Source organism: Kitasatospora viridis (assembly GCF_007829815.1).
Classification (GTDB): domain Bacteria; phylum Actinomycetota; class Actinomycetes; order Streptomycetales; family Streptomycetaceae; genus Kitasatospora; species Kitasatospora viridis.
This window is the reverse complement of record NZ_VIWT01000001.1, coordinates 12934-35749: the sequence shown is the minus strand read 5'-3', so window position 1 is coordinate 35749 and position 22816 is coordinate 12934. Positions and strand designations below refer to the sequence as shown.

At 74.8% G+C, this 22816-nt stretch carries 24 protein-coding genes; 6 read left to right on the top strand and 18 right to left on the bottom strand.

The window, feature by feature from the left end:
* Positions 1-40: 40 nt before the first annotated feature.
* The 8 genes from FHX73_RS00170 to FHX73_RS00135 all read right to left on the bottom strand — a co-directional run bounded on the left by FHX73_RS00170 (position 41) and on the right by FHX73_RS00135 (position 8713).
* Complete coding sequence (locus FHX73_RS00170; RefSeq protein WP_145902653.1) at positions 41-1363, bottom strand: discoidin domain-containing protein; 1323 nt, start codon at positions 1361-1363, stop codon at positions 41-43.
* Position 1364: 1 nt separating this feature from the next.
* Positions 1365-1913 carry a phage tail protein gene (locus tag FHX73_RS00165; protein ID WP_145902652.1) on the bottom strand — a complete coding sequence of 183 codons (549 nt, stop codon included), beginning with the start codon at positions 1911-1913 and terminating at the stop codon, positions 1365-1367.
* Between the two features lie 4 nt (positions 1914-1917).
* On the bottom strand, positions 1918-3870 hold the full coding sequence (locus FHX73_RS00160) for a putative baseplate assembly protein (protein WP_145902651.1): 1953 nt from the start codon (positions 3868-3870) through the stop codon (positions 1918-1920).
* Positions 3870-4316 (bottom strand): GPW/gp25 family protein, encoded by a 447-nt coding sequence (locus FHX73_RS00155; RefSeq protein WP_145902650.1) that lies wholly within the window; start codon positions 4314-4316, stop codon positions 3870-3872. The genes FHX73_RS00160 and FHX73_RS00155 overlap by 1 nt, the downstream gene beginning before the upstream one ends.
* A gap of 78 nt (positions 4317-4394) precedes the next feature.
* Positions 4395-6287 (bottom strand): VgrG-related protein, encoded by a 1893-nt coding sequence (locus tag FHX73_RS00150; RefSeq protein ID WP_145902649.1) that lies wholly within the window; start codon positions 6285-6287, stop codon positions 4395-4397.
* Between the two features lie 20 nt (positions 6288-6307).
* Positions 6308-7018, bottom strand: coding sequence for a CIS tube protein (locus FHX73_RS00145; RefSeq protein WP_170304792.1), 711 nt, complete (start codon positions 7016-7018; stop codon positions 6308-6310).
* A gap of 2 nt (positions 7019-7020) precedes the next feature.
* A complete protein-coding gene (locus tag FHX73_RS00140) occupies positions 7021-7455 on the bottom strand; it encodes a phage tail protein (protein ID WP_145902647.1) in 435 nt (144 codons plus the stop codon).
* Positions 7456-7516: 61 nt separating this feature from the next.
* Positions 7517-8713 (bottom strand): hypothetical protein, encoded by a 1197-nt coding sequence (locus FHX73_RS00135; RefSeq protein ID WP_145902646.1) that lies wholly within the window; start codon positions 8711-8713, stop codon positions 7517-7519.
* On the opposite strand from FHX73_RS00135, the gene FHX73_RS00130 reads away from it, so the two are divergent.
* The gene (locus FHX73_RS00130) at positions 8703-9206 is read left to right on the top strand and encodes a hypothetical protein (RefSeq protein ID WP_145902645.1); all 504 of its coding nucleotides are present in this window, start codon (positions 8703-8705) and stop codon (positions 9204-9206) included. The genes FHX73_RS00135 and FHX73_RS00130 overlap by 11 nt on opposite strands.
* 339 nt (positions 9207-9545) lie before the next feature.
* Positions 9546-9857, top strand: coding sequence for a hypothetical protein (locus FHX73_RS00125; protein ID WP_145902644.1), 312 nt, complete (start codon positions 9546-9548; stop codon positions 9855-9857).
* Between the two features lie 966 nt (positions 9858-10823).
* On the opposite strand, the gene FHX73_RS44405 is transcribed toward FHX73_RS00125, so the two are convergent.
* The 5 genes from FHX73_RS44405 to FHX73_RS00105 form a co-directional block, all read right to left on the bottom strand.
* Positions 10824-10982 carry a DUF6760 family protein gene (locus tag FHX73_RS44405; RefSeq protein WP_170304791.1) on the bottom strand — a complete coding sequence of 53 codons (159 nt, stop codon included), beginning with the start codon at positions 10980-10982 and terminating at the stop codon, positions 10824-10826.
* Positions 10982-11464 carry a hypothetical protein gene (locus tag FHX73_RS00120; RefSeq protein WP_145902643.1) on the bottom strand — a complete coding sequence of 161 codons (483 nt, stop codon included), beginning with the start codon at positions 11462-11464 and terminating at the stop codon, positions 10982-10984. The genes FHX73_RS44405 and FHX73_RS00120 overlap by 1 nt, the downstream gene beginning before the upstream one ends.
* Positions 11464-11907 carry a phage tail protein gene (locus FHX73_RS00115; RefSeq protein WP_145902642.1) on the bottom strand — a complete coding sequence of 148 codons (444 nt, stop codon included), beginning with the start codon at positions 11905-11907 and terminating at the stop codon, positions 11464-11466. The genes FHX73_RS00120 and FHX73_RS00115 overlap by 1 nt, the downstream gene beginning before the upstream one ends.
* 52 nt (positions 11908-11959) lie before the next feature.
* Positions 11960-13558: a phage tail sheath family protein gene (locus tag FHX73_RS00110; protein ID WP_145902641.1), complete on the bottom strand. Its 1599-nt coding sequence runs from the start codon at positions 13556-13558 to the stop codon at positions 11960-11962.
* Between the two features lie 417 nt (positions 13559-13975).
* Positions 13976-14683 carry a 2OG-Fe(II) oxygenase gene (locus FHX73_RS00105; RefSeq protein WP_145902640.1) on the bottom strand — a complete coding sequence of 236 codons (708 nt, stop codon included), beginning with the start codon at positions 14681-14683 and terminating at the stop codon, positions 13976-13978.
* 197 nt (positions 14684-14880) lie between these two features.
* On the opposite strand from FHX73_RS00105, the gene FHX73_RS00100 reads away from it, so the two are divergent.
* Positions 14881-15927 carry a GRAS family protein gene (locus tag FHX73_RS00100; RefSeq protein ID WP_145902639.1) on the top strand — a complete coding sequence of 349 codons (1047 nt, stop codon included), beginning with the start codon at positions 14881-14883 and terminating at the stop codon, positions 15925-15927.
* 17 nt (positions 15928-15944) lie between these two features.
* On the opposite strand, the gene FHX73_RS00095 is transcribed toward FHX73_RS00100, so the two are convergent.
* Positions 15945-17069, bottom strand: coding sequence for an FAD-dependent oxidoreductase (locus FHX73_RS00095; RefSeq protein ID WP_145902638.1), 1125 nt, complete (start codon positions 17067-17069; stop codon positions 15945-15947).
* Positions 17070-17122: 53 nt separating this feature from the next.
* On the opposite strand from FHX73_RS00095, the gene FHX73_RS00090 reads away from it, so the two are divergent.
* Positions 17123-17821 carry a TetR/AcrR family transcriptional regulator gene (locus FHX73_RS00090; protein ID WP_145902637.1) on the top strand — a complete coding sequence of 233 codons (699 nt, stop codon included), beginning with the start codon at positions 17123-17125 and terminating at the stop codon, positions 17819-17821.
* Here the strand turns inward: FHX73_RS00090 and FHX73_RS00085 are convergent.
* The 4 genes from FHX73_RS00085 to FHX73_RS00070 all read right to left on the bottom strand — a co-directional run bounded on the left by FHX73_RS00085 (position 17805) and on the right by FHX73_RS00070 (position 20913).
* Entirely contained in the window at positions 17805-18371 is a 567-nt protein-coding gene (locus FHX73_RS00085) for a GNAT family N-acetyltransferase (RefSeq protein WP_145902636.1), read from the bottom strand. The genes FHX73_RS00090 and FHX73_RS00085 overlap by 17 nt on opposite strands.
* A gap of 65 nt (positions 18372-18436) precedes the next feature.
* Positions 18437-19198 carry a group II truncated hemoglobin gene (locus tag FHX73_RS00080; RefSeq protein WP_145902635.1) on the bottom strand — a complete coding sequence of 254 codons (762 nt, stop codon included), beginning with the start codon at positions 19196-19198 and terminating at the stop codon, positions 18437-18439.
* 107 nt (positions 19199-19305) lie between these two features.
* A complete protein-coding gene (locus FHX73_RS00075) occupies positions 19306-19650 on the bottom strand; it encodes an antibiotic biosynthesis monooxygenase family protein (RefSeq protein ID WP_246213271.1) in 345 nt (114 codons plus the stop codon).
* Between the two features lie 75 nt (positions 19651-19725).
* Positions 19726-20913 (bottom strand): serine hydrolase domain-containing protein, encoded by a 1188-nt coding sequence (locus FHX73_RS00070; protein WP_145902634.1) that lies wholly within the window; start codon positions 20911-20913, stop codon positions 19726-19728.
* Positions 20914-21026: 113 nt separating this feature from the next.
* Between FHX73_RS00070 and FHX73_RS00065 the strand changes: the two genes are divergently transcribed.
* Complete coding sequence (locus FHX73_RS00065; RefSeq protein WP_145902633.1) at positions 21027-22181, top strand: sensor histidine kinase; 1155 nt, start codon at positions 21027-21029, stop codon at positions 22179-22181.
* Positions 22169-22813: a LuxR C-terminal-related transcriptional regulator gene (locus tag FHX73_RS00060; protein WP_145902632.1), complete on the top strand. Its 645-nt coding sequence runs from the start codon at positions 22169-22171 to the stop codon at positions 22811-22813. Before FHX73_RS00065 ends, FHX73_RS00060 begins: the two co-directional genes overlap by 13 nt.
* The last annotated feature ends 3 nt before the right edge of the window (positions 22814-22816 follow it).

Here is a 22816-nt window from a genome sequence, read left to right as displayed (position 1 = left end):
GGGGAGGGGCGGCCCGCCGACGGCGGTGCTGCGGGTCCGCTCAGCTGGCGCCCTTGCGGCCGAAGAACTCGATCTCGGCGATCGCGACCTGCTTGTCGGGGGTCGCGCCGTAGGCGGCCTTCAGCACGAACCGGACGTTGCTGACGCTGCGGTGACGGAAGGTGAAGTGCTGCACGCCGCCGTCGTCGAGGGTCAGGGTCTGGGTGGTGGTCTTGCCGTCGGGGGTGGTGACGATGGCGTCCATCTGCTCGGGCAGGGCGGACAGGGTGGTCTGGTCCGGGCGGGCGGACTCGCCCGGGGTGATCACCAGGTCCAGCAGGTCGGTGGGCTGGCCGAAGTCGGCCTGGATCCACTGGCCGTCGGCGGCGCCGCCGTAGCCCGGGCCCCACCAGCTGTTGCTCACCTCGTCGAAGGCCTTCTCCGGCCCGTGGTCCGGGTAGGAGTGCGAGGCCTCGTAGCCGGTCGGGTGGACGGCGGCGCGGCCGGCGAAGTGGTCCTCGATCGCCTCGGCGGCCGGGTTCCAGGCCATCAGCAGGCCGACCACCAAGGCCAGTCCGATCACCCCGAAGATCGCCATCCGCAGCAGCTGCCCGATGTCCCGGCGCAGCCGCGGCCGCTCGCCGGCCCAGGGGGCCTCCCGGTTGCGCCAGTCGGTGATCCGCCGCCACCACGGTCGGCGGGCCGGTCCCTCGGGCTTGTCGGCCAGCCGCATCGCGCAGCGCCGGCAGAAGTGCCGGTCGGTCTGGTTGGCGGTGCCGCACCAGGGGCAGCCGATGCCGTTCAGCGGCCCGGCGTCCGGCTCGGCGGTGCGCACCGTCGGCCGGGCGGCCTCCGGGGTGCCGGGCAGCACGGGGGCGACCGGCGGCGGCGTCTCGGTGGGGCGGCTGCGGTCGGCGACCGGCACCAGCAGGGCCCGGGCCCGCTCCATCTCGGTGGTCTGGGCGGGCGGCGCGGGCGCGGGCGCGGCCGGGTCGTGCGGCGGCAGCTCGCGGGTGGCGGCCTCGGACTCCGCCGCCTGGGCGTGCGGGCGGTCGCCGGCCGGGGCGTCGGGCGCGAACAGGTCGTCCGGCAGCTCCATGGCCGGCAGCACCACCGCTGACGGGGCCTCAGCCGCCGGAGCGGCCTTGGGAGCCGGCGGCGCAGCAGGTGCGGCGGGTGCCGCAGGTGCCGGGGTTGCCGCGGGAGCCGGGGCCGCGGCGGGCTTCGCCGGCTCGGCGGCCGGCTTGGCCGCCGCGGGCGGTGTCGGTGCGTCAGGGGTGGCGGCCGCCGCGGTCCCCCAGTCCAGGAACGCCCCGCAGTCGTCGCAGAACGCCTGTCCGGGCGTGGCCGTGGCCCCGCACTCCTCGCACGCCTTGCCGCTCACCTCAGGTCCTCTCGATCGGTATCACCTGCACGGTGCAGGGAATGTGCGCGGGCCGGGCGGCCCGCACCAGGTCGTTGAGCCGCCGCTGGTCCACGGCCGCCGGGTCCGGCACCCGCAGCACCACGGTGAGCGCCGCCACCGGGTCGCCCGGGAACTCGCCGAGCGGGCGCGCCGACCACTGCGCCCCGCCGCTCTCGTGGATCTCCGGCAGCACGCCGAAGGCCAGCCGCACCGCCTCGGCCAGGCCGCGCGCGGTTCCGCGCAGGCGGTGCAGCGCGGCGGCGGCGGCCACGGCCTCGCGCAGCATCGCCTCCGGCTCGTCGTCGGTCAGCTCGGCGCCCACCCAGGAGCCCAGCCAGGTGGTGAAGTCGCGCGGGGCCAGCGCGGGGTCCAGGTAGGCCTCCTGGCAGTCCAGCACCGTCAGCAGCGGCGCCAGCACCCCGTCCAGTCCCTCGGTGAACCGCTGCATCAGCGGGTCCTCGGCGAAGGCGGCCGGCAGTTGCGCCCCGATCGGGTGCCGGGTGCCCAGCCCGTCGATGCCTCCTCGCACGCCGTCAGCCCCCGATCACGCGGACGCGGTGGTCGAAGGAGAAGACCAGCGCCGGGCGCTCCAGGTCGATCCGGTCGGTGGCATCGCCGCGCTTGCCGGTCAGCGGGTCGGCCGGGTGCAGCAGCACCTGGTCCACCAGCTCCACCCCGGGCACCCGCTGCAGCACGGCGAAGATCTCGCCGGACTGCACCGGCCGCCCGAACGGCCAGCCGGTGCCCAGCGCGCCGCCGACCAGCGGGTCCAGGTGGCGGTGCAGCGCGTCCAGCGCGGCCAGCCGCACCCGCTCGGCCTCGCCGGCCCGGTAGGCGTGCAGCGTGGCGACGACCGTGACGCCCTGGTAGAACGGCGGGCCGACGGCGAGCCGGGTGCCGATCGGGCGGCGTTCGTCCAGGTTGCGGGTGATCTTCTCCAACAGCTCGTCGCCGGGCACCAGTTGCTCGAACCGCAGCCGCCCGCCCAGGTCCGGCACCGCCTGCGGGACGACCAGCACCCGCACCGCGTTCTCGCCGTGCCGCGACTCGTCGGCGGCCAGGCAGGTGATCCGGGCCGCCTCCGGGGCGGCCCGGCGGGCCAGCTCCTCGTAGTCCCGCACGGTGACCGCGCGGTCCTGGGCCCGCAGCGTGACGGGCGCGCGCACCTTGGCCTCGGCCACCGTCTCGCCGTCGACCCCGCCGCGGGCCGACTCGCGGTTGTCCACCCGGGCGATGTACGGGATCGAGCTGCGCAGCACCTTGATGCTGCCCCGGGCGATGTTGCCGCTCTTCCCGCCGCCGGTGCGGTAGCGCCTGGCCCGGATCGCGGAGCCCTTGACCGGCACCGCGCCGTACTGGCGCAGCGAGCCGTCGGGCTCGCGGACGGCCGGGCCGAAGGCGATCTCGCCGGTGGCCGCGTCCAGCGTGACGTGCGGGTCGGCGGGGCCGGAGGAGGCGAAGTGGGTCACCACGGTCCAGTCCGTCCAGCCCTCGCCGTCCGAGACCTGGAGCTCCAGCGGCGGCTGGTCGGCCAGCACCGGGGCGTTCGCCAGCCGCACCCGCTGCCCGGGCACGCCGCTGGACTCGCCGAGCGGCTCGTCGGTGACCACGTCGGCGTGCACCGAGCGGACGGTCCCGCCGATGGTGAAGGCCGAGGCCGAACGCACGGTCGGCGAGAGCGAGTAGAACGGCTGCCCGGGCACCGGCTCGGTGACCCGGCAGCGCAGCCAGCCGGCGTCGAACCGGCCGAGCCGGGAGGGCGCGTGGCCGGACGGCACGTGCAGCACCACCTCGCCGGGCCGGTTGAGGCCGCCGGTGGTGTCCCGCTCGATCCGGCACTCCCGCCAGCCGTCGGCCGTCCAGGCCTCCCAGACCAGCGGGGGCTGGCGCGGGTCGACACCGACACCGTCCACCCGGCTGCCCAGGCGCAGCACCACGGCGCAGTCCGGCACCGCGGCGTCCAGCCCGAGCAGCATGGTGTCGCCGGGCTGCGGGGCCTCCTGGAAGCAGGAGACGTCCTGACCGTCCATCACCTCGGTGGTCACCTCGGCCGGCGGGTTGCCCTGGTGCTGGAGCAGCACCCGGTCCAGCGCGCACGGCACGATGGTCAGGTCCCGCTCGGTGGCGAAGACCACCGCCTCCTCGGTCTCGGTGCGCTGGGTGGCGGTCTGGGTGCCGGCCGGCAGCAGCAGCGGCTGCTGCTGCGGTGCGGAGAGCCAGAAGGTCACGTCGGTGTAGGCCGCCGACGGCGGGAACAGGGTGATCCCGAGCAGGTCGAGGAAGGCCAGGTAGTTCTTGTCCGGCACCCGGTTCAGCCGGTAGACGATCTGGTCGGCCATGTGGGCCACGGTCTCGATCAGCGTCACCCCGGGGTCGGAGACGTTGTGGTCGGTCCACTCGGGGGCGCGTTGCTGGACGTAGCGCTTGGCGTCGTCGACGAACTGCTGGAACCGGCGGTCGTCGAGGTTGGGGGAGGGCAGCGCCATCAGGCTTCGCTTTCGGTGGGGGCCGCACTGGCAGCGGACTCTGACGGGTCGTCGTGCGACGGGATGACGTAGAACGGGAAGACCAGGCTGCGCGGGTTGTTGGTGCCGCGGATCGAGTAGCGCACGTCGATCAGCAGCACCCCCTCCTCGTCCGGGTCGGCGGTCACCGAGACCTCGCGCACCTCGATCCGCGGCTCCCAGCGGTCCAGGCAGGTCCGCACCTCGTACTGGATCCGGCCCGCCGTGGCCTCGTCCACCGGCGCGAAGACCAGGTCGTGGATGGCGCAGCCGAACTCCGGGCGCATCGGCCGCTCGCCCGGCGCGGTGCACAGCACCAGCTGGATCGCCTCCTCGATCTCCCGCTCCCGGCTGACCAGCGCGATCCCGCCGGACGGCGAGATCCGCAGCGGGAAGGCCCAGCCGGAGCCGACGAACTGCTCAGCCACGGCCGCACCCGCCGATCGGTGGCTGCGGGGTCCGTGGGGTCTTCATCTGCTTCTGCTCCTCCATCTGCTGATGCCGCATCAGACGACCGGCAGGCCGTTGGCGGTGACGATGCCGGCCAGCTCGACGGTGACGGCGGCGGCGGTCAGCGTGCCGACGGCGGTCAGGTCCACCGCGCCGGCCGCGGTGACGCTCGCGTCACCGGCCGCCTCCATCGAGACCGCGCCGGCGGCGCTCATACTCGCGTCGCCGACCGCCTCGATGGCCACCGCGCCGCCCGCGTTGATGTTGACCGCCCCGCCGGCCTTGATCGAGACGGTGCCGCCGGCCTGCAGGTTGAGGTCCGCGCCGGCCTGCACGCTGACCGTGGTGGTGCCGTCGATCAGGATGCTGCCGTCGCTCTGGATGGTGATCTTGGTGCTGGTGTCGTCCAGGTGGACCTTGAGCGTGCGGTCGCCGGTGCGCAGCCGGATGCCGCGCTCGGCGTGCGTCTCCGCCTCCAGCAGCTCGACGATGTCGCCGCGCCGGTTCGCCACGCTGCGCCAGTTGACCGCCCCGCTGGTGCCGTCCACCGGATCGATCCCGTCCGGGTCCGGGGTCGGCCGGTCGATCCCGTTGTACAGGCCGGCGATCACGTACGGGTGGTCCAGCGAACCGCGGTCGAAGGCCACCAGCACCTCGTCGTGCACGTCCGGCAGCATCAGCCCGCCGCCGCGCACCCCGCCGAACTGCGCCACCCGGCACCAGTCGCTCTCGTAGTCCTCGGACAGCCAAGGGAAGGAGAGCTTGACCCGGCCCTGCCGCAGCGGGTCCTGGATGTTGGTGACCAGCGCGTTCGCCACCCCCGGGATCCGCGGCGCGGTGTCCGCCCCGCCGGACGCCAGGCCGTACAGCGAACGGAACTGACGGCCCGTCACGGTGACCCAGGTCTGGTACTGGGTACCGCCGGAGAACACGTGCCGGGTGCCGGTCACGGTGTACCGGCCCTCGAAGGGCTGGCCCGCGCCCTTGACCGCGACCGGCCGACCCGGCTTCAGCTCCGGGTTGCCGACCACCACGACCTCCAGCTCGGCGAAGCCCGCGGTGATGTCCTCCATCAGGCCCTTGGACGCCTTGGTGACCTCGGCCTGGGTGTCGAACGGCACCTCGGTGCCGGTCAGCCGGGCCGTGCCGAAGACCGCCACCAGCTCGTCCGGGGTGGTGCCCGGCAGCACGTCGGGGTTTCCGCTGGTCGGCGTCAGCGCCGTCAACGCCCGCTTGGCGGCCACGTTCCAGCCACGGACGTCGACCTCGGAGACCTGCCCGGCGGCGGTCACCGTGGCCCGGCTGCGCAGCATGGTGGTCTCGAAGTCCAGCACGAACTGGCTCTGCGCGGCGGGCACGGTGTCCGGCGGCGCCGCCGAGGCCGGCAGCAGCGAGGTGAACTGCAGCAGGCCCAGGTTGTCGACGAACAGGTAGAGGTCGTTCTCCCGGGCCAGCCGGCACAGGAAGTCCCAGTCGGTGACGTTCGGCTGGGTGCACAACTCGTAGATGGTGCTGGTGCTCTGGACCGTGCCGAGCGGCACCCCGCACTTGCCGGCCAGGGTGCGGACGATCTCGTCGGCGGTCATGTTCGGGTAGCCGGCCACCCGGCGGGTGCGCAGCAGCCGGTGTGCCTTGTCGAAACCGCGCACCACCAGCTGCTTGGACGTCGTGTCGGACTCCGACTCCAGCGCGGTGATCTCACCGGTCACCAGCGCCGCGCCCTTGTTGCCGTCGGTGTACGGGTAGAGCACCGCCTTGGCACCGATCCGCAGTTGCGGGAAGTCCTTGGTGATCTCCCGGCCCTGGTCGTTGAAGACCAGCTGGAAGGCGGCCGGGACGTTGACGCTCGCGTCGACCCAGCCCTCCTGCAGTTGGTCGGCCAACTTGTCCGGCAGCGGCGCGCCTTCGATCTCGACGTAGAGGATGTTGGAGTAGGTACCGAGGCTCATGGTGGTGTTTCTCCGACTCCCTATCGGTGGACGTCTTCGGCGGCCGGCAGCAGCAGCTCGGTGCCGGGCTCCAGCACCATCGGGTCGTCGATGTCGTTGGCCTCGGCGATCACCCGCCAGACCGTCGCGTCGCCGTACTCCCGGTAGGCCAGCGACTGCAGCGAGTCGCCCGCCACGGTGCGGTGCACCCGACGGGCGTTCAGTGCGCCGGAGGTCGGGTTCTGACCGCCCGTGATCAGCGGGATCTCGGTCAGCGCGAGCGTGACGGTGGCCCGGGTCGGCTCCCCGGTCGGGCTGAACAGCGTGAAGCTCGCATCCGCCCTGGTCACGTAGGCGACGAACTGCACCGTGCTGAACGAGCCCCAGGAGAACCGCACCCAGGGCGGCGACGGCCGCTTGGTGAACAGGCTCGGCGGGTACACCTCGCAGCAGGAGAGCAGCTGCTCCACCTGTGCCTGCACCTTGACCGAGCTGCCGGGCGCGTTCGCGTCCAGGAAGATCGGCACCGTCATCTGGGCGGGCTCGGCACCGGTGAACCGCGGCAGCGCGCCGAGCCGGTACCCGACCGATTCCGCCTTGTGCCAGTTGGCGCCCCGGCTCAGGCTCAGCTCCTTGGGGTTGAACTGGAAGTCCACGCTGCCGATCTCGCCGCCGAGCGCCATCAGCATGCTGGTCGGCGGCTCGTGGATCCACAGGCTCGCACGGACCAGGCTCGCACCGGGCTGGGCCATCGCTATGCCCCCGCCACGGTGAAGCCGTGGTGCGCGATCTCCAGCACCTCGGTGGCCACGGCCGGGCTCGCCGGATCCAGGGTCGGCCCCTGCCAGCGCACCGGCAGCACGTCCAGCAGGCCCCAGCGGGCGACGATCGAACCGTCCGCCCGCAGCGCCGCGATCTGCGCCGTCGGCCGCTGGATGCCGGTCGCCACGGTGGAGATCCAGGCCGCCACCTTCGCGGTGTCGGCGGTCAGCGGGCGGGTCAGCCGGATGTTGGAGAACCGCACCCGGGAGGGCAGTTGCCAGACGAACCCGTTGTTGCCGCCCTCCTCGTGGGTCTCCACGTCCACCTCGGAGGCCAGGCCCTCGCAGCCGTTGAAGAGGCCGAGATCCTGCCCGTCGATGGTGAGCGTGAAGAAGATCGTGGAGCCTGGATCGAGGGAGGTGGTCATGTGGCGGTGCTCCGGGTCTGGGTGGTCGGTGCGGTCGGGGTGGTCGGGTCGGCGCGCTCGGTCAGCGGAGCGGGTCGCGGGGGCGGCCGATCCGCTCGCGGTCGTGGCGCAGCTCGGCGCGCAGCAGGCGGCTCAGCGGGTTGATCAGGCGGCGGGCCAGGTCGTCGAGTTCGGCATCGCTCCAGGCGTGCGGCTCGGCCGGGGACTCGGCGGGGCGCGCGGCCGAGGTGGTCGAGCCGCCGGCCTCCCGCTGGACCGGGGGCGGGGTGGTGTTGCGGGGCTGCGGTGGCCGGGTGGCCGGGGGCGCCGGGGGTGCGGCCGGGGTGCGCTGCACGGGGGGCTGCGCGGGTGCCGGCGCGGCGGCGCGGCGCTGCACGGTGGGGAGGGGGAGGTCCGGCTGGGGTGCGGGGGCGGCCGGGGCGGTGCGGGCCACGGGGGCGCCGAGGCCGGGGCGGCGGGTGGTGGTGCGCGCGGGGGGCGGGCTGAGGGGTGTGGGGGTCGGGGAGGTCGGGCTCAGCGGGGTGCGCTGGACCGGGGGTGCCGGGGGAGCCAGGGGTGCGGGGGGCGTGGGCAGCTGGGGTGGGGCGGGCTGGGCAGCCTGGGCAGGCTGGATGGGCTGGGCCGGGGTGGCGGCCGGGGCGCGCTGCACGGTCGGTGCGGCGGCGGGTGCCTGGCGGTTGAGCGGGGAGCCGAGGCCCGGTCGGCGGGAGATGGGGGGCATCCGGCGCGCGGGGGTGGCGGGTGACGGTGCACCGGCTGACGGTGCGTCGGTTGATGGTGCGTTGACCGGCGGGGTGGTGGGGGCGGCGGTGGGCGCCAGGGCCTTGGCGGCGCGCTGCACGGCCGGCGGGAACGGGCTGGCGGCGGGCGCTGCCGGGGCCGACGGGGTCGCCGGCGGGCTGACGGGCGCCGGCGGGGTGGGGGTGCTGGGCTGCTGCATCGGGCTCGGGTTCGGGCGCGGGGGCATGGGCACGGCGGGCCTCGCGTCGTTGGTCGGCGCCGGCGCGAGGGCGCGCTGGACGGCGGCCGGTGCGGGCAGGGACGGCTGGACGGGGACGGCGGGGGTGGTGAACACGGGTGCGGCTGCGGCGCGTTGGACGGACGCGGCCGGGCCGGTCGGAAGGGTCGGCCCGGCCGGGCGCACGGCGGCTGCGGGGGCGGGCGCCGGTGTGACGGCGCGCTGCATCGGCGCGGTGGGGACGACCGGGCGGGTGCCCGTGGCGGCGAGGGGAGCGGCGGGAACGGCGGTGAGCGGCACGACCGGCGTCGGCGCGGCGGCCGGTGCGGGCGCGGCCGGTTGGGCGGCGGCGGACACCGGCCTCGGCGCGCTGCCGGCCGCCCGCGCGGGGGCGGGCCGACCGGGGGCCGCGAGCGCGCGCTGGGTGGTGAGGGTGGCGACCGTCGGCCGGGCGCTGACCAGCGGGGCGACGGTGCGCGCGGGCCGCACCGAACCGTGCTGCAAGGTCGGCGCGTTGGGGGCCGGGGCCTGGCTGGTGGTCGGGCCGGGGGCCGGCGTGGCGGCGCGGGTGGCAGCCGGGGTGACGGCGGGCGTGGTCGCGGGCGGCACCGGGGTGCTGCTGCCGGCGGTGGCCGGTCGCGGCGCGGGAGCGCTGGTGGCGGCGCGCTGCACGGGCGGGGTCGCCGTCGCCCGCTGGACGGTGGGTGCCACGGGCAGCTCGGCGGGCGTGGTCGCGGGTGCGGGGGCCGGCGAGGCGGTGGGCGCGGGCGTCGCCTTCCGCTGGACCGGGTGATCCTGCGCCGGGCCGGCGCTCGGCCGGGCGGCCGCCGTGGGCGTGGCGGCGGGGGAGGGGGTGCTCGCGGGGGTGTTGGAGGCGGCGCGCTGGACGGCCGGAGTGGGCGTCGCCGGCCGGGGGCTCGGGGCGCTCGGGGTGTTCAGAGTCTTCGGGGTGTTCGGAGTGGGAGCTGCCGCCGCGCGGGGGGCCGGAGCGTCCGCGACTCGACGCTGGACGGGGGCGGGCGCGACCGCAGCGGGCGCGGCGGTCGGGGTGGCTGACCGCACGGGGAGGTCGGGCATCGGGGCGGTCGGGGCGGCCGGAGTAGCCGGTCCTGACGGTGCGACAGCCGACGCCTTGCCAGGTGCGTCGGGCTTCGCCACGGGGGCCGCAGGCGCGGCGGCCTTCACGGGCGGCACGGCGGCGCCGCGTGTCGGCGCCGGCGCGCTCGGCGTGGCAGGCACCGGGGACGGACTCGGCGTGCGGGGCGCGCTCGAAGTACCGGGTGTGCGCGGTGCGCTGGGCGTGCTCGGCTTGGTCACGGCCGCAGGCGCGGCCGACCGCTGCACGGGCGCGGCCGGGGCCGCCGCAGGCGTGCTGGGTGTGGTGGGCCTGGTGGGCGTGGTGGGCGCCTTCACGGGCAGCGCCGCGGAGGTCATCACCCGCTGACCCGGCGTCAGCGGAGCAGGAGCAGGAGCAGCGACAGGAGCAGGCGCCGGAACGGGAGCAACCGGGGGAGCGGCTGCCGGAGCCGCCGCTCGCGCGGAGTCGTCGGAGGCGTCCGGCACGGCTGCGGCCGGGGTGGCGGCAGGCCGGTGCGACGCGACGCGCCGCAGCACCGGCAGGGTGGGGCGGGCCGTGGTCAGCGAGGGGCGGGCCGCCACGGCTCGCCGCTGCACGGGGGCACCGGCGGCACTCGTGGCGCGGCTCACCGGGCGAGCCGCGCCCGCCGACGTTGGTGAACCCGCCTGCACCGCAGCCGGCTTCGCAGCCGCCGGAGTCGTCGCGGGGCTCGCCGCCTCCCGGGTACCGGCGGACTTCGACGTGGGCGTCACCGCGGGCACGCTCGGCGTTCTGGCAGCTCCCGGAGCGACCGCCCGCGCCACCGGCACCGACACCGGTACTGGCGCGGCCGCCGGAGCAGCCGAGCCCGGTCCCGCCGCGAGCCCCGAGGTCCGGACGGTCCGCGAGGTCCCCAGCAGGCCGGTCTCACCCCAACCCGCGCCCTCCACCGCCGGGTTCGCCGCCACCGCACTCACGACCGGCAGCCGCAGCGCGGGCAGGCCGAGCTCGGCCGACCGCACGGGCACCGCGCGGAGCAGCCCGTGGGCCAGCCCGGCGGGCGCGCTGCGCTGCACCGAGTGCGACAACTCGCCGACGAACGAGGGGTTCTGGAACGCCGTCAGGGTTCCCCCGAACCCCGCCGCGCTGACCGCGCGCACCCCGTCGCCCAGCACCGGCCGCAGCGGTGCCAGGGCGGGCCAGTCCCGCACCCGGGGCCGGGCGGCCGGAGCGGCCTCGGCGGGCGCCTCGGCCGCCGCTCCCGCAGTCGGGCCGGAGTCCGTGGCCGAGGTCGCATCCGTGCCCGAACCCGCCCGGCGGCCACGCCAGTTCAGGATGCCCATCGGCGTCTCCTCAGCCCTCTGCTCCGGCGCGGGCGACGAGCCCCGCGATCTCCTCCACGTACCGGCGTCGGTCGCGGTGCTCCATGTCCAGGATCTCGTCCTGACCCCAGTGGAAGTGGTAGGCGATGTACGCGACCTCCTGGTAGAGGCGGTCGGTCGCGTACGTCACTATTCCCCCAGGCGGCTCCCGCCCAGCTCGACCTCGAAGGGCTGCTCGCAGTGCGGGCAGTTGACCGCCGCGCGGGTGTGCCCCTCGGAGTTGACCTGGCGGTAGAAGTCCTGCAGGAAGGCGAGGTCGGAGGCGAACATGTTCTCCACCACGCCGTCGTGCACCATCGGCAGGTCGCCGAGCCGGGTGATCACCCGACCGAGCAGCACCACCGACAGGTACGCCGGGTTCTCCTGCACCCGCACGTCGCGCAGCGGGATCAGCTCGTCCCGCGCGGTGGCCAGCCGCATCGCGCCGCGCCGGTGCACCGTGCCGGAGTCGTCCACGTACCCGCGCGGGAGCTCGAACTCGAACTCCGTCTGCAGGGTCTGACGCTGCGTCACGGGTGCGGGCGGAGCGGCCGCCGGAGCGGCCGCACCTGGAGCCGTGGCCGGAGCCGGGGCCTGGAAGGGCCCCGGCGCGACCGTCGCTTGACGACGCATTACTCGATGACCAGCTCTTCGTAGGTGATCGAGATGGTCTCGGTGAGCGCCGAGGCCTCGCCGGCCTTGACCGTGCTGGCCTCCACCGAGCTGCACCAGGCGTTGCGCATGTGGTAGCGCTTCACCGGGGCGTTGGTGTAGTCCATCATGATGATGGTGGCGTTCTTGCGGGCCGACGACATGTTGCCGTAGATCGACTCCTGGATCCACTGGCTGAACGCCGCCGAGTGGGTCATGCCGCGGACCACGGTGCACTCGCCGGCCTGCTTCACGCCGGGCATCTTCTTGGTGACCAGCTGACCCTGCGGGGTCACCTGCTTGTACTCGATCACGTCCTGCTTCATCGACAGGCCGCTGACCTCCTGCAGGTACTCGACGAGAACACCGTCGATCTGCAGGCCGAAGTTGTGTGAGGCGAGCGCGTCGCCGGGCTGCATGCTCATGAGCTAGGGCTCCTTCCGGGAAGTGGGGGTGGGCTGGCTGGACCGGTCCGGACTACTCGTCCAGCTCGCCGCCGCCGCTGGAGAACTGGGCCAGACGGAAGACCACGAATTCGGCCGGCTTGACCGGCGCGACCCCGATCTCGCAGACCACCCGGCCGAGGTCCACCGACTCCGGCGGGTTGGTCTCGGCGTCGCACTTCACGTAGAAGGCGTCCTCCGGGCGGGCGCCGAACAGCGCGCCGCTGCGCCACTCGGTGACCAGGAAGGCGGAGATGTTGCGGCGGATCCGGGCCCACAGCGCCTGGTCGTTGGGCTCGAAGACGACCCACTGGGTACCGACGAGGATGGACTCCTCAAGGTAGTTGAAGTAGCGCCGCACGTTCAGGTAGCGCCACGCCGGGTCGGAGGCCATGGTGCGGGCGCCCCAGACCCGGATGCCGCGGCCGGGGAAGGCCCGGATGCAGTTCACGCCGATCGGGTTGAGCAGGTCCTGCTCGCCCCGGGTGATCTGCAGCTCCAGGTCGACCGCGCCGCGCAGGATCTCGTTGGCCGGGGCCTTGTGCACGCCGCGCTCGGCGTCGTTGCGGGCCCAGACGCCGGCCACGTGGCCGGACGGGGGCACCAGGCGGGACTGGCCGCTGGACGGGTCGAAGACCTTGATCCAGGGGTAGTAGAGCGCCGCGTACTTGGAGTCGTAACCGGCGGTCTCCTGGCGCCACTTGCGGATGTCGCGGGCGTTCAGGCTGGGCGGCGGGTCGATCACGGCCATCCGGTCGCCCATCAGCTCGCAGTGCGAGATCAGGCCGAGCTGGACCGCCTTCAGGGCGTCCTGGTCGAGCGCACCGCGCTGGTAGGCGGCCATCAGGTCGGGCACGGCGACGATGGAGATCTCGTCGTACGCCTCCAGACCGCCGAAACCGGTGCGGTCGGCGGAGTCGCCCAGGTACTGGGCCGGGGTGGCGGTGACGCGCGCGGGCGCGGCCGGAGCGGCGGCGGCCGCCGGGCCGGCCGCGGGGGCGGCGGGCACCAGCACGGCCTGGTTGTCCGGGCGGGCCAGCTGCGCGGTCGGCACGGCCTCCTCGACGGCGATCAGCCGCGAGCGCTCCTTGACCTGGGTGACGACGTAGGCGCGGCCGCCGCGCTTGGCGGTCGCGTCGAAGGTCTCGACGACGGTCTCGCCGTCCTTGACCACCAGCTTGAAGCGCTCGGCCGGGCCCTCGCCCTCGGCGTCGGCGACCTCGACGGTCAGCTGACCGCCGGACGGCGCGGCGGCGATCGCGGTCACCTTGAAGGTGCCGAGCGCGGTCGGCTCGGCGGCGGGCAGCGCGGCCACCGGAGCGGCGGCACCGAGCTGGGCCTGGCCGGCCTCGGCCGGCACGCCGCCGGTCACGCCGCCGACCCGGACCACGTAGGCCGCGGAGCCGCCGTTGTTGAAGAACCCGTAGACGGCGTGGGCCAGGTAGTAGCCGTCGGTGAACTCGCCGAAGGACGCCGTGTACTGGGTCCAGTTGGTGACCAGGGTGGGCTCGTCCAGCGGGCCGGTCGGGGCGAGGCCGACGAAGGCGGCCACGGAGGTGCCGACACCCTCGATCGGACGCGAGCCGGAGGCCACCTCCTCCACGTACACGCCCGGCGACAGGTATGACGGCATGCTCTGTTCTCCTCGCAGGTCCTGGGACACGGGGTTTGACGGCCCGTTCGCCGGACCGGAACGGAGCGACCGGTCAACGGGCGGGCCTTACCGACCGCACGCAGCACCGTCCGGGCCGACCTGCCACGACGGGGCGGGCCGGTCTAGATTCCAGCAGTAGCGACCCGTCCGGCGAAAGGCTCATCGAGCCCGAACCGTTGCCCTTTCGTGCCGAACGTACTGCCCGGTAGGTACCGCTCCGGGTTCCGATTGCGCCGGTGACGAGGAGGAATGCGTCCGGTCCGGCCCCCGCGCGCCGTGCGGGACCGGACCGGACTTCGGGGCAACCGGGTCGTGCACCGTTCGATGCGGCGTCAGCCCGGCGGGCCGTCAGCAGGGTGCTCCGTCGGTCGGGTGCTCCGTCGGCCGGTTGCGGTGTCACGCGGCGTCGTGGAAGACCAGGCCCAGGGTGTGCCGGCGGCCGGAGCGGACGGTGCTCACGCCGTGCCGCATCGGTCCGGCCGACCAGCCGCGCCGGCTCGGGACCGGCCGCTCGCGGGTGGTGAAGACCAGGCCGTGGCCCTGCGGCAGGGTGGTGGCGGAGCCGCGGGACTGGGCGCGCGGGCGCTGCTCGGTCATCACGAACTCGCCGCCGGTGTAGTCGGTGCCCGGCACGTCGAGGCCGATCACCACCTGGAGCGGGAAGAGCAGGTCGCCGAACACGTCGCGGTGCAGCGCGTTCCAGTCGCCCGGGCCGTAGCGCAGCAGGATCTGCGCGGACTTGGCCTGCCCGGCGGCGTGGCACATCGCCAGCCACTCGGCCAGCTCGTCCGGCCACGGCGCCGGGGCGCCGAGCCGGGCGGCCCAGTCGCGCGCGATCGGCAGCAGGCGGGGGTAGCACGCCTCGCGCAACTCCCCTACCAGGGTGGGCAGCTCGTGGGTGAAGTAGCGGTACCGGCCGGAGCCGAAGCGGTGGCGGGCCATGTCCACCGTGCTGCGGAAGCGCTCGGGCTCGTCGAACAGCGCGGCGAGCGTCCGGCATTCGGCGGGGGTGAGCAGCGGGCCGGTCAACGCGTGGCCGTGCTCGTCGAGTTCGCCGGACAGGGCGGTCCAGTCGGTGCCGTCGAGGCGGCTGGGAGCGGGCATCGGTGGTTCCTCTCGCAGCGGTCGCCGTGCCCTCGATCATGGGCACCGCCTGCCCGCGGTGCTGGCGGGATCCGGACGGCGCGCTGCGCCACTGGTAAGCCGCCGGCGTGCGCGCTCCGCCCAACAGGTGAGAGATCCGCTCGGACGAGTGAGCGGAGTAGGAAGTCGGCCAAAGGTTTCTCCTAGCGTCCGGGCTCGTGAACGATGCTCTCCTCCTCCTCGACCGGGCGGCAGCGGCCGCTGAGGCCGACGACCCCGACCGGTTGGCCGCGGCCCTGGACCGGGCCGACGCGGTCCGGGCCGACGACATGCTGCTGCTGACCTTCTTCCTGGCCGGGCTCCGGGCCCGGCTCGCCCCGCCCACCGCCCGGGGGAACCCGTACCTGCGGGACGACGGCACGGCGCAGATCGACCTGTTCGCGGTGATGCTGCGTCACCTGCCGCTGCTGCGCGCGGGCCGGCTGGCCACCGAGAGCCTCCTGCCGCACCTGCACGGCGCCACCCGGGCCACCGTGCTGGCCCTCGGGATCGGCCACGGCGGCCAGGAGCGCGACCTGATCGCCCGCGCCGACTGGCTGGAGCAGGTCACCGTGGTCGGCGTCGACGTCGCGCCCGACAGCCTCGCCGCCGCCGGGCGCACCCTGCACGCGGCCGGCCGCCAGGCGCGCACCGCGGTCGACGTCCAGCAGGTGGCCCGCGCGACCGAGGACCTGGACGACGCGTTCTGGGAGGCGCTGGCCCGCCTGCCGCGCCCGCTGGTGGTGACGGCCTCCTTCGCCCTGCACCACATGCGCGACACCCCGGGCGGCGACGCGCGCACCGCGCTGCTGCGCCGCCTGCACGCCCAGCGGCCGGCCGCCCTGGCCCTGTGCGAGCCGGACAGCGACCACCACCGGGCGCCGCTGCGCACCCGGCTGGCGAACGCCTGGCAGCACTACGGCACGCTGTTCGCCGCGATCGACGCGACCGGCGCGAACCCGGCGGAGAAGGGGGCGATGAAGCGCTTCTTCGGCCGGGAGATCCTCGATGTCGTCGGCGCCCCGGAGGAGGACCGCCACGAGCGGCACGAGCCCACCGCCGTCTGGCTCGCCCGGCTCACTGCGACCGGCTTCCGCCCCCAGCCGCAGCAGCCCGCCCCGCCGCTCGGGCAGCCGGGCTTCACCGCCACCCGCCGGGCCACCCACACCGAGCTCGCCTTCAAGGGCGTGCCGCTGGCGGCCGTCATCACCGCCGTGCCCCGCTGACGCCGGACCCGGTGAGGTCAGGAGGGCTGGACCTCGTCGAAGTGCGCGAGGGCTTCGGCGGGGTCCGGGTTGACCAGGCGTTCCAGGCCGGCCGTCGTGATCTGTGCCCACCGGCCGGCCCGGGCCCACATCCGCTCCTCGAAGGCGCGGACGGCCTGGTCCAGTTCGCCGGGGCCGGGAGCGGCGGCGATGGCCTCGGCGAGTTCGGCGCCGTCCAGCATCGCGAGGTTCGCGCCCGCCCCCAGCGGGGGCATCAGGTGGGCGGAGTCGCCCAGCAGCGTCACCCCGGGGACGTGCTCCCAGGTGTGGGAGACGGGCAGGACGTGGACCGGATGCTCGGTGAAATCCGCGCCGTGGCAAAGGAGTTCGAGGACGGGAGCGGACCAGCCGGCGAACAGGGCGAGCAGCCTCGACCGCACGGCCTCGACGTCGGCCAGGTCCAGGCCGGCGTGCCAGTCCAGCGGCGCACGGAACCGGGCGTGCACCTTGACGTGGCCGCCGCTGTTGCGCTGGGCAACGAGACTGCGGTTCGCGCCGTACACGCCCACGGACCCGTCGCCGATCAACCGGGCGAGCTCGGGGTGGCGGGTGTCGACCTCGTCCAGCGAGGTCCCGACCGAGGTGATGCCGGTGTAGTGCGGCGTCACCGGCGAGACCGCCGGGCGGGTCCGGGACCAGGCGCCGTCCGCGCCGACCACCAGGTCGAAGGCCTCCTGCCGCCCGTCCGCGAACCGGACCAGCGTGCCGTCCCGGGTCCCCGGCACTACCTGCGTCACGCCCCGGCCCCACTGCACGTCGAGCGGGCCGAGCAGCAGGTCGCGCAGCTGTCCGCGGTCGATCTCGGGATTGGCCCGCTCGTCCGGCCGCGGGCGCCAGTCGCGCAGCACGGTCCCGTCCGGGTCCAGGATCCGCATCGCCTGCCCCTCGGGGCGCGACAGCTCCTCGAACCCCGCCAGCAGCCCCGCCTTCTCCAGCGCGAGCTGGCCCAGGCCCGTGTGCAGGTCCAGCGTGCCGCCCGGGGGCCGGGCGTCGGGGCCGGGATCGCGTTCGAAGACGGTGACGGGGTGGCCGTGGCGGTGCAGGACACGGGCGAAGGTGAGGCCGGCCGGGCCGCTCCCGACCACTGCGATACGCTGTCTCATGTCGATACACTGTATTTCGTAGGTGTGCTGACCCGCAATGGAACGGTGTGACCATGACTGTCTGGGACCGGCCCGAGCCGCCGACCGCCCCCGTGCCGCTCGACCGGGAGCGGATCGTCGCCGCCGCCGTCGCGCTGGCCGACGAGGGCGGGCTGGAGGCGGTGTCGCTGCGCAAGGTCGCCGCCCGGCTCGACGCCGGCCCGATGCGGCTGTACGGATACATCTCCACCAAGCAGGACTTGGTCGACCTCATGCTGGACGAGGTCCACGCCGAGATCCTCCCCGCGGAGCGGCCCGGCGAGCCCGGCGACTGGCGCGAGGCGCTGCGCACCCTCGCCCACCGCACCAGGGCGGCGGCGCTGCGGCACGAATGGCTGGCCGACCTGCTCGGCGGCCGTCCGACTCTCGGCCCGAACGCCCTCGCCGTGACCGAGGCCCGGCTCGCCGCCCTCGACGGCCTCGCCGACATCGACACCGCGATGCGCGCCGTGGAGACCGTCGGCGCCTACTGCACCGGCGCGATCAGGCGCGAGATCGCCAACCTGCGGGCCGAGCGCGCCACCGGCCTGTCCGAGCGCGACTGGCAGCGCGCTAACGGCCCGCACCTGACGGGCCTGCTGGCCACGGGCCGCTTCCCGGCGCTGAGCAAGGCCGTGCACGACGGCGCGGACGTGGACGCCGAGACGTCCTTCGCGACCGGCCTGGAGTGGGTCCTCGACGCGGTGGCCGGTCGGCTCACCCGGCCGGCGTGAGGCTCCTGGTGACGGCGAGCTCGACCTCCCGGAACGGGACGTCGGCCGGGACCAGCACGGTGGCGCCGGTGGGTTCGAACCCGGCCTTGCGGTAGAGGGCCTGGGCCCGGGCGTTCTCCTCGTGCACGAAGAGGCGGACCCGCTCGATCCGCGGCTCGGAGAGCGACCAGGACCACGCGACGGCGGCGGCCAGGAGCTCCTCGGCGATGCCGGCCCCGCGTGCCGCGGGGCGCAGGAAGACGCCGACCACATGGGTCTGCGGCGCCTTCGGCTCGCCGCCGAACGCCGAGGTGTCGCCGGGCAGTTCGACGCGCGCGGTGACCGTGCCCAGCCACTCGCCGTCCGGCGCCTCGGCCACGAACTGGCGCAGCGAGGTGCCTTCGGCGGAGGCCCGCGCGCGGTCCTGCCAGAACTCGTCGGGCCTGGCGAGCCCCTGCTCCAGCGTCTCCAGGAAGGCCAGGTGCGCGATCGGATCCCGCAGGGCCGCCAGGCGTATTTCCTTGGCCTTGGCCCAGTCCTCGGCCGGCACGGTCTTGATGATGTGGGTCATGCCCGGATCATCGCACCTGGTCGGACCGTGTCCGTACTGGTTTTGCCCGGCGATCGCGCGGCGGCTCAGCCCCGGTAAGGCGGTGTCAGCCCCCAGTCCCAGCGCGGCATCGGTGCGTCCGGCAGCGGGGGCGGCGTGGGTCCGGCGTAGAGCACGGCCATCCGGGTGCCCCATTCCAGGTAGTAGGCGAGGACGGCGCGGAACTCGGGGTCGGCGGGCAGGCCGACCTCGTCCGCCGTGTCGAGCAGCAGGTTCACCCAGCGGCGGCGCTGTTGCTCGCCGATGCCCCGGCCGAGGTGCTGCCCGGCCATGTGCCGGTGGCCGCCGTGCTCGGCGCTGTACACCTGCGGCCCGCCGAAGACCTCGCCTAGCCAGGCCGCCACGTGCTGGGCGTGCTCGGGGTGCTTGTCGGCGAAGAGCGGCGCCAGCAGCGGGTCCTGGTCCACGTGTTCGTAGAAGCGGGTGAAGAGCCGCTCCAGGGCCTCGGCGCCGCCCGCCCACTCGTAGAGGGTCGGGTGGGCGCCGCCGCGGCCCGCCACCTGGGTCGGCGCGTAGTGGCGCATCTCCTCGACGGCGCCGACGTACGGTTCGATCTCGGTGAAGAAGGCGCGGAACTCCGGGCCCTCGCGAAAGCCCCGCAGGTGGTCCTCGGTGGAGGTCCAGCGGATCCGCAGCACGTAGTCGCCGGGCTGTTCGGCGCAGGCGGTCAACTCGTAGTCCAGGCACTGCTCCGCCCTGGCGAGCGGCTGCGCGGCGCGGGCGTAGGCCGCCTCGAAGGCGGCGCGCCGGGGTTCGTCGATCCGGTAGCGGATGTACTCGACAATCATGGTCAGGACTCAATCGCAGCGGGGCGGCCGGAACAAGGACCGGCCCCGCGGCGTGCACCTGGACGGCGCAACGGTGACGGGCCGTCAGCCCGCCAGGCCGGCGGCCGTCAGCCCTCCGGTCGGGTGAACCCGTAGGCGCGCTCGACCTTGGTCACGTGGAGCGCGTACGAGCTGTACCAGTGCTCACGGCCGTACTTGCGGGCCAGCGCGTGCTCCGCGTGGTTGCGCCAGGCGGCGATGGACTGCTCGTCCTGCCAGTACGTCACCGTGATCCCGAGGCCGTCCGCGCCGCGGGCGGCGTCGACACCGAGGAATCCCGGCTCGTCGGCGGCCAGTTCCATCAACCGGTCGTCCGTCTCCTGGTAGCCGTTGTCGCCGGAGGTGCGCACGGCGGTGAACACCACGGCGTAGTAGGGCGGGGCGGGCAGTCGGGCGGGCGCACGATCGGTCACGGAGGTCCTCCAGGAGACGGCGTCGGCAGTACCGCCACAAACCATCTCGCGCACCCGCCCCAACTCACAACCCCGTTAGCGAGTTGCGCACAGTGCGTGGTCGACCAGCCGGGTCTCGGCGTCCTCCACGCGCCGCACGTCGGCCGGGGTGGCGGCCTGGACGCCCGAGAGCGAGACCGTCACGCTGCGCCGCCCGTCGGCGGTGACGCCGTCGCCGGTGATCCAGCCGGCGTCGCCGCCCTCGTGGCCCCAGTACACCCCGCCGCAGGAGAGCGGGCGGGAGAACAGCCCCAGCCCGTCTCGGGCACCCGGCATGAGCTGCGCGAAGTCCGGGCTGACCGGCACCGTCCCCTCCAACTCGGCCAGTTGGGCCGGTGCCAGCAGCCGGCCGCCGAGCAGGGCGCGGAAGAAGGCGTCGAGGTCGGCGGTGGTGGAGACGAGCCCCGCCTCGCCGTTGGTGCCCGAGCCGACCTGCTCGGTGACGTCGACGAACGGCTCGCCCGGGGCGAACCGCTGGTAGGTCTCGGCGTGCGGCTGCGGCAGGGCGGGCGAAGTGCCGGGCCAGAAGGTGTGGTCGAGGCCGAGCGGTCGGACGATCCGGTCCCGCACCTGCTGGTGCCAGGAGTCTCCGGTGACCCGCTGGATGATCATGCCGAGCAGCACGTAGTCGGTGTTGGAGTAGCCCCAGGCCGTGCCCGGCGGGAAGTCCGGCCGGTGGCGCATCGCCCGGGCGACGAGCTGCTCGGGCGTGTAGGTGTCGTACCGGTGCTGCTGGAAGTCCGCCGCCGAAGTGTAGTCCGGGTAGTCGTCGTGCAGCCCGCTGGTGTGCTGGAGCAGTTGGCGGACGGTGATCGCGCGGCCGTCGTTGCCGTTGCCGGCGACCACGCCCGGCAGCCAGCGCTCGACCGGGTCGTCCAGCGAGAGCCGCCGCTCGCCGACGAGTTGCAGGGTCACGGTGGCCACGAACGCCTTGGTGACGCTGGCGATCCGGAAGTACCCGTCGGGCCGCACCGGCTGGCGGCCCGTCAGGTCGGCGACGCCGCTGGTGGCGGTCAGGTCCGGGCGGCCGGCGGCGCTCAGGCGGGCCTGAACCCCCGTCACACCGAGCGCGGTGATCGCGTCGGCGTCGCGCTGGAGCAGGCTCCGGTCGGCCGATCGCGCATCGGCCGTCGTGCCCGGCGCGGTGGTGGCCAGGGTCGCGGTCAGCAGGGCGGCCAGGGCGAGGGTTCGCCGGCGGGGTGGGGCAATGGGTGAGCTGGTCATGGGTGTTGACGCTAGGTGCGGCCGAGGGGCGACGGCGCTACCGCTCACCCGTGGGAAAAAGGGGTAGTGGGCTGTAGTGCCGGACCCGGAAGCGGTGGTTCAGACTTGGGCGGATGAACCGACGTGTGACCCACCGGGTTTCGGCGACGGGGCGCGGTCTGGGCTACCTCCTGGGGAGCCTGTGCACCGCCGCCCTCGCCGTGTTCGCGCTGCCCGTGCTGCTCGTCCCGGGGGCGGCCCGCAGCTGGGCGTCCTGGCACCGCCGCCGGGCCGACCGGATGCTGCGCGCACCGCGCTCCGGCCCCGTCCGGCTCGGCGCCTGGCGGGTGCTCGGCTGGCTGTGCGTCAGCACCGTGAGCGGGCTGGCGTTCGGGCTGGTGGCGCTGCTGTGCGCGGGCAACGCGGTGAGCACGGCCGTCACGGTGCCGCTGTGGTGGGCGCTGCCCGCCGGCACCCGGGCGGGCGGGTTCGGCGCCGGCGTGCCGCTGACCGGGTGGGGCACGGCGCTGACCCTCGGCACCGCGCAGTGCGCCGTCTTCGCCGCCCTGACCTGCTGGCTGGTGCCGCCGCTGGCGCGCCTGCACGCCCGGACCTGCGTCGCGCTGCTCGCACCGTCGGCCGCCGGGGAGTTGGCGCAGCGGGTGGCGACGCTGACCGAGACCCGGGCCGATGCCGTCACCGCGCACGGCGCCGAACTGCGCCGGATCGAACGCGACCTGCACGACGGCACCCAGGCCCGGCTGGTGGCCATCGCGGTGCGCCTCGGCGTGGCCCGCGAGTCGCTCGACGAGGACCCGCACCTGGCGGCCAGGCTGCTGGCGGAGGCGCACGAGAGCACGGAGCAGGCGATGGTGGAGCTGCGTGCGGTGATCCGGACGATGTACCCGCCGATCCTCGCCGACCGCGGCCTCGCCGGGGCGCTGGCGGCGCTCGGCAGCAGGTCGGCGGTCGAGACCACCCTGGACGTCGGCGAACTGGGCCGCGTCCCGGCCGCCGTCGAGGCAGCGGCCTACTACACGGTCGCCGAGGCGCTCACCAACGCCGCCAAGCACAGCCGGGCGACCCGGACGGCCGTCCGGGTCGCCCGGGACGGCGACCGGCTGACGGCCTGGGTCAGCGACGACGGGGTCGGCGGCGCCGACGAGGCGCTGGGCACCGGCATCGCGGGCATCCGCCACCGCGTCCGCGCCCTCGACGGCACCGTGCACCTGCACAGCCCCGGCGGCGGTCCGACCACCATCACCGTGAGCCTGCCGTGCGGGTCGTGATCGCCGAGGACAACGTGCTGCTGGCCAACGGGCTGGAACTGCTGCTGGCGGCCAAGGGCTTCGAGGTCGCCGCGATCGTCGAGGACGCACCCGGCTTCGCCGCCGCCGTCGCCGAGCACCGGCCGGACGTCGCGATCGTCGACGTGCGCCTGCCGCCGACCTTCCGCGACGAGGGCATCCACGCCGCCATCCGGGCCCGCCGCCGGCACGCCGGCCTGCCCGTGCTGGTGCTCTCCCAGTACGTCGAGCAGCAGTACGCGGGCGAGCTGCTCTCCGACGGGCGCGGCGGTGTGGGCTACCTGCTGAAGGACCGGGTCAGCCGGGTGAGCGAGTTCACCGACGCGCTGCGGCGGGTCGCCGCCGGCGGGACCGTGATGGACCCCGAGGTGATCGGGCAGCTGCTCACCGGCCACAGCCACGACCCGGTGGCCGCCCTCACGCGCCGCGAACGCGAGGTGCTCGCCCTGATGGCCGAAGGGCAGGACAACGCCACGATCGCGGCCCGGCTGGTGATCACCGAGAACGCCGTGCACAAGCACATCGGCAACGTCTTCGCCAAGCTCGGGCTGTCGCCCGCGGACAGCGGCCACCGGCGGGTGCTCGCGGTGCTGACCTACCTCAGCCGGCGCTGACCC

What these genes read in the sequence shown, in the direction of transcription:
- FHX73_RS00160 (WP_145902651.1), bottom strand. Translation starts at nt 3,870, where the DNA reads ATGGCGCTGCCCTCCCCCAACCTCGACGACCGCCGGTTCCAGCAGTTC.
- FHX73_RS00150 (WP_145902649.1), bottom strand. Translation starts at nt 6,287, where the DNA reads ATGAGCCTCGGTACCTACTCCAACATCCTCTACGTCGAGATCGAAGGC.
- FHX73_RS00145 (WP_170304792.1), bottom strand. Translation starts at nt 7,018, where the DNA reads ATGGCCCAGCCCGGTGCGAGCCTGGTCCGTGCGAGCCTGTGGATCCAC.
- FHX73_RS00140 (WP_145902647.1), bottom strand. Translation starts at nt 7,455, where the DNA reads ATGACCACCTCCCTCGATCCAGGCTCCACGATCTTCTTCACGCTCACC.
- FHX73_RS00120 (WP_145902643.1), bottom strand. Translation starts at nt 11,464, where the DNA reads ATGCGTCGTCAAGCGACGGTCGCGCCGGGGCCCTTCCAGGCCCCGGCT.
- FHX73_RS00115 (WP_145902642.1), bottom strand. Translation starts at nt 11,907, where the DNA reads ATGAGCATGCAGCCCGGCGACGCGCTCGCCTCACACAACTTCGGCCTG.
- FHX73_RS00110 (WP_145902641.1), bottom strand. Translation starts at nt 13,558, where the DNA reads ATGCCGTCATACCTGTCGCCGGGCGTGTACGTGGAGGAGGTGGCCTCC.
- FHX73_RS00105 (WP_145902640.1), bottom strand. Translation starts at nt 14,683, where the DNA reads ATGCCCGCTCCCAGCCGCCTCGACGGCACCGACTGGACCGCCCTGTCC.
- FHX73_RS00095 (WP_145902638.1), bottom strand. Translation starts at nt 17,069, where the DNA reads ATGAGACAGCGTATCGCAGTGGTCGGGAGCGGCCCGGCCGGCCTCACC.
- FHX73_RS00090 (WP_145902637.1), top strand. Translation starts at nt 17,123, where the DNA reads ATGACTGTCTGGGACCGGCCCGAGCCGCCGACCGCCCCCGTGCCGCTC.
- FHX73_RS00085 (WP_145902636.1), bottom strand. Translation starts at nt 18,371, where the DNA reads ATGACCCACATCATCAAGACCGTGCCGGCCGAGGACTGGGCCAAGGCC.
- FHX73_RS00080 (WP_145902635.1), bottom strand. Translation starts at nt 19,198, where the DNA reads ATGATTGTCGAGTACATCCGCTACCGGATCGACGAACCCCGGCGCGCC.
- FHX73_RS00070 (WP_145902634.1), bottom strand. Translation starts at nt 20,913, where the DNA reads ATGACCAGCTCACCCATTGCCCCACCCCGCCGGCGAACCCTCGCCCTG.
- FHX73_RS00065 (WP_145902633.1), top strand. Translation starts at nt 21,027, where the DNA reads ATGAACCGACGTGTGACCCACCGGGTTTCGGCGACGGGGCGCGGTCTG.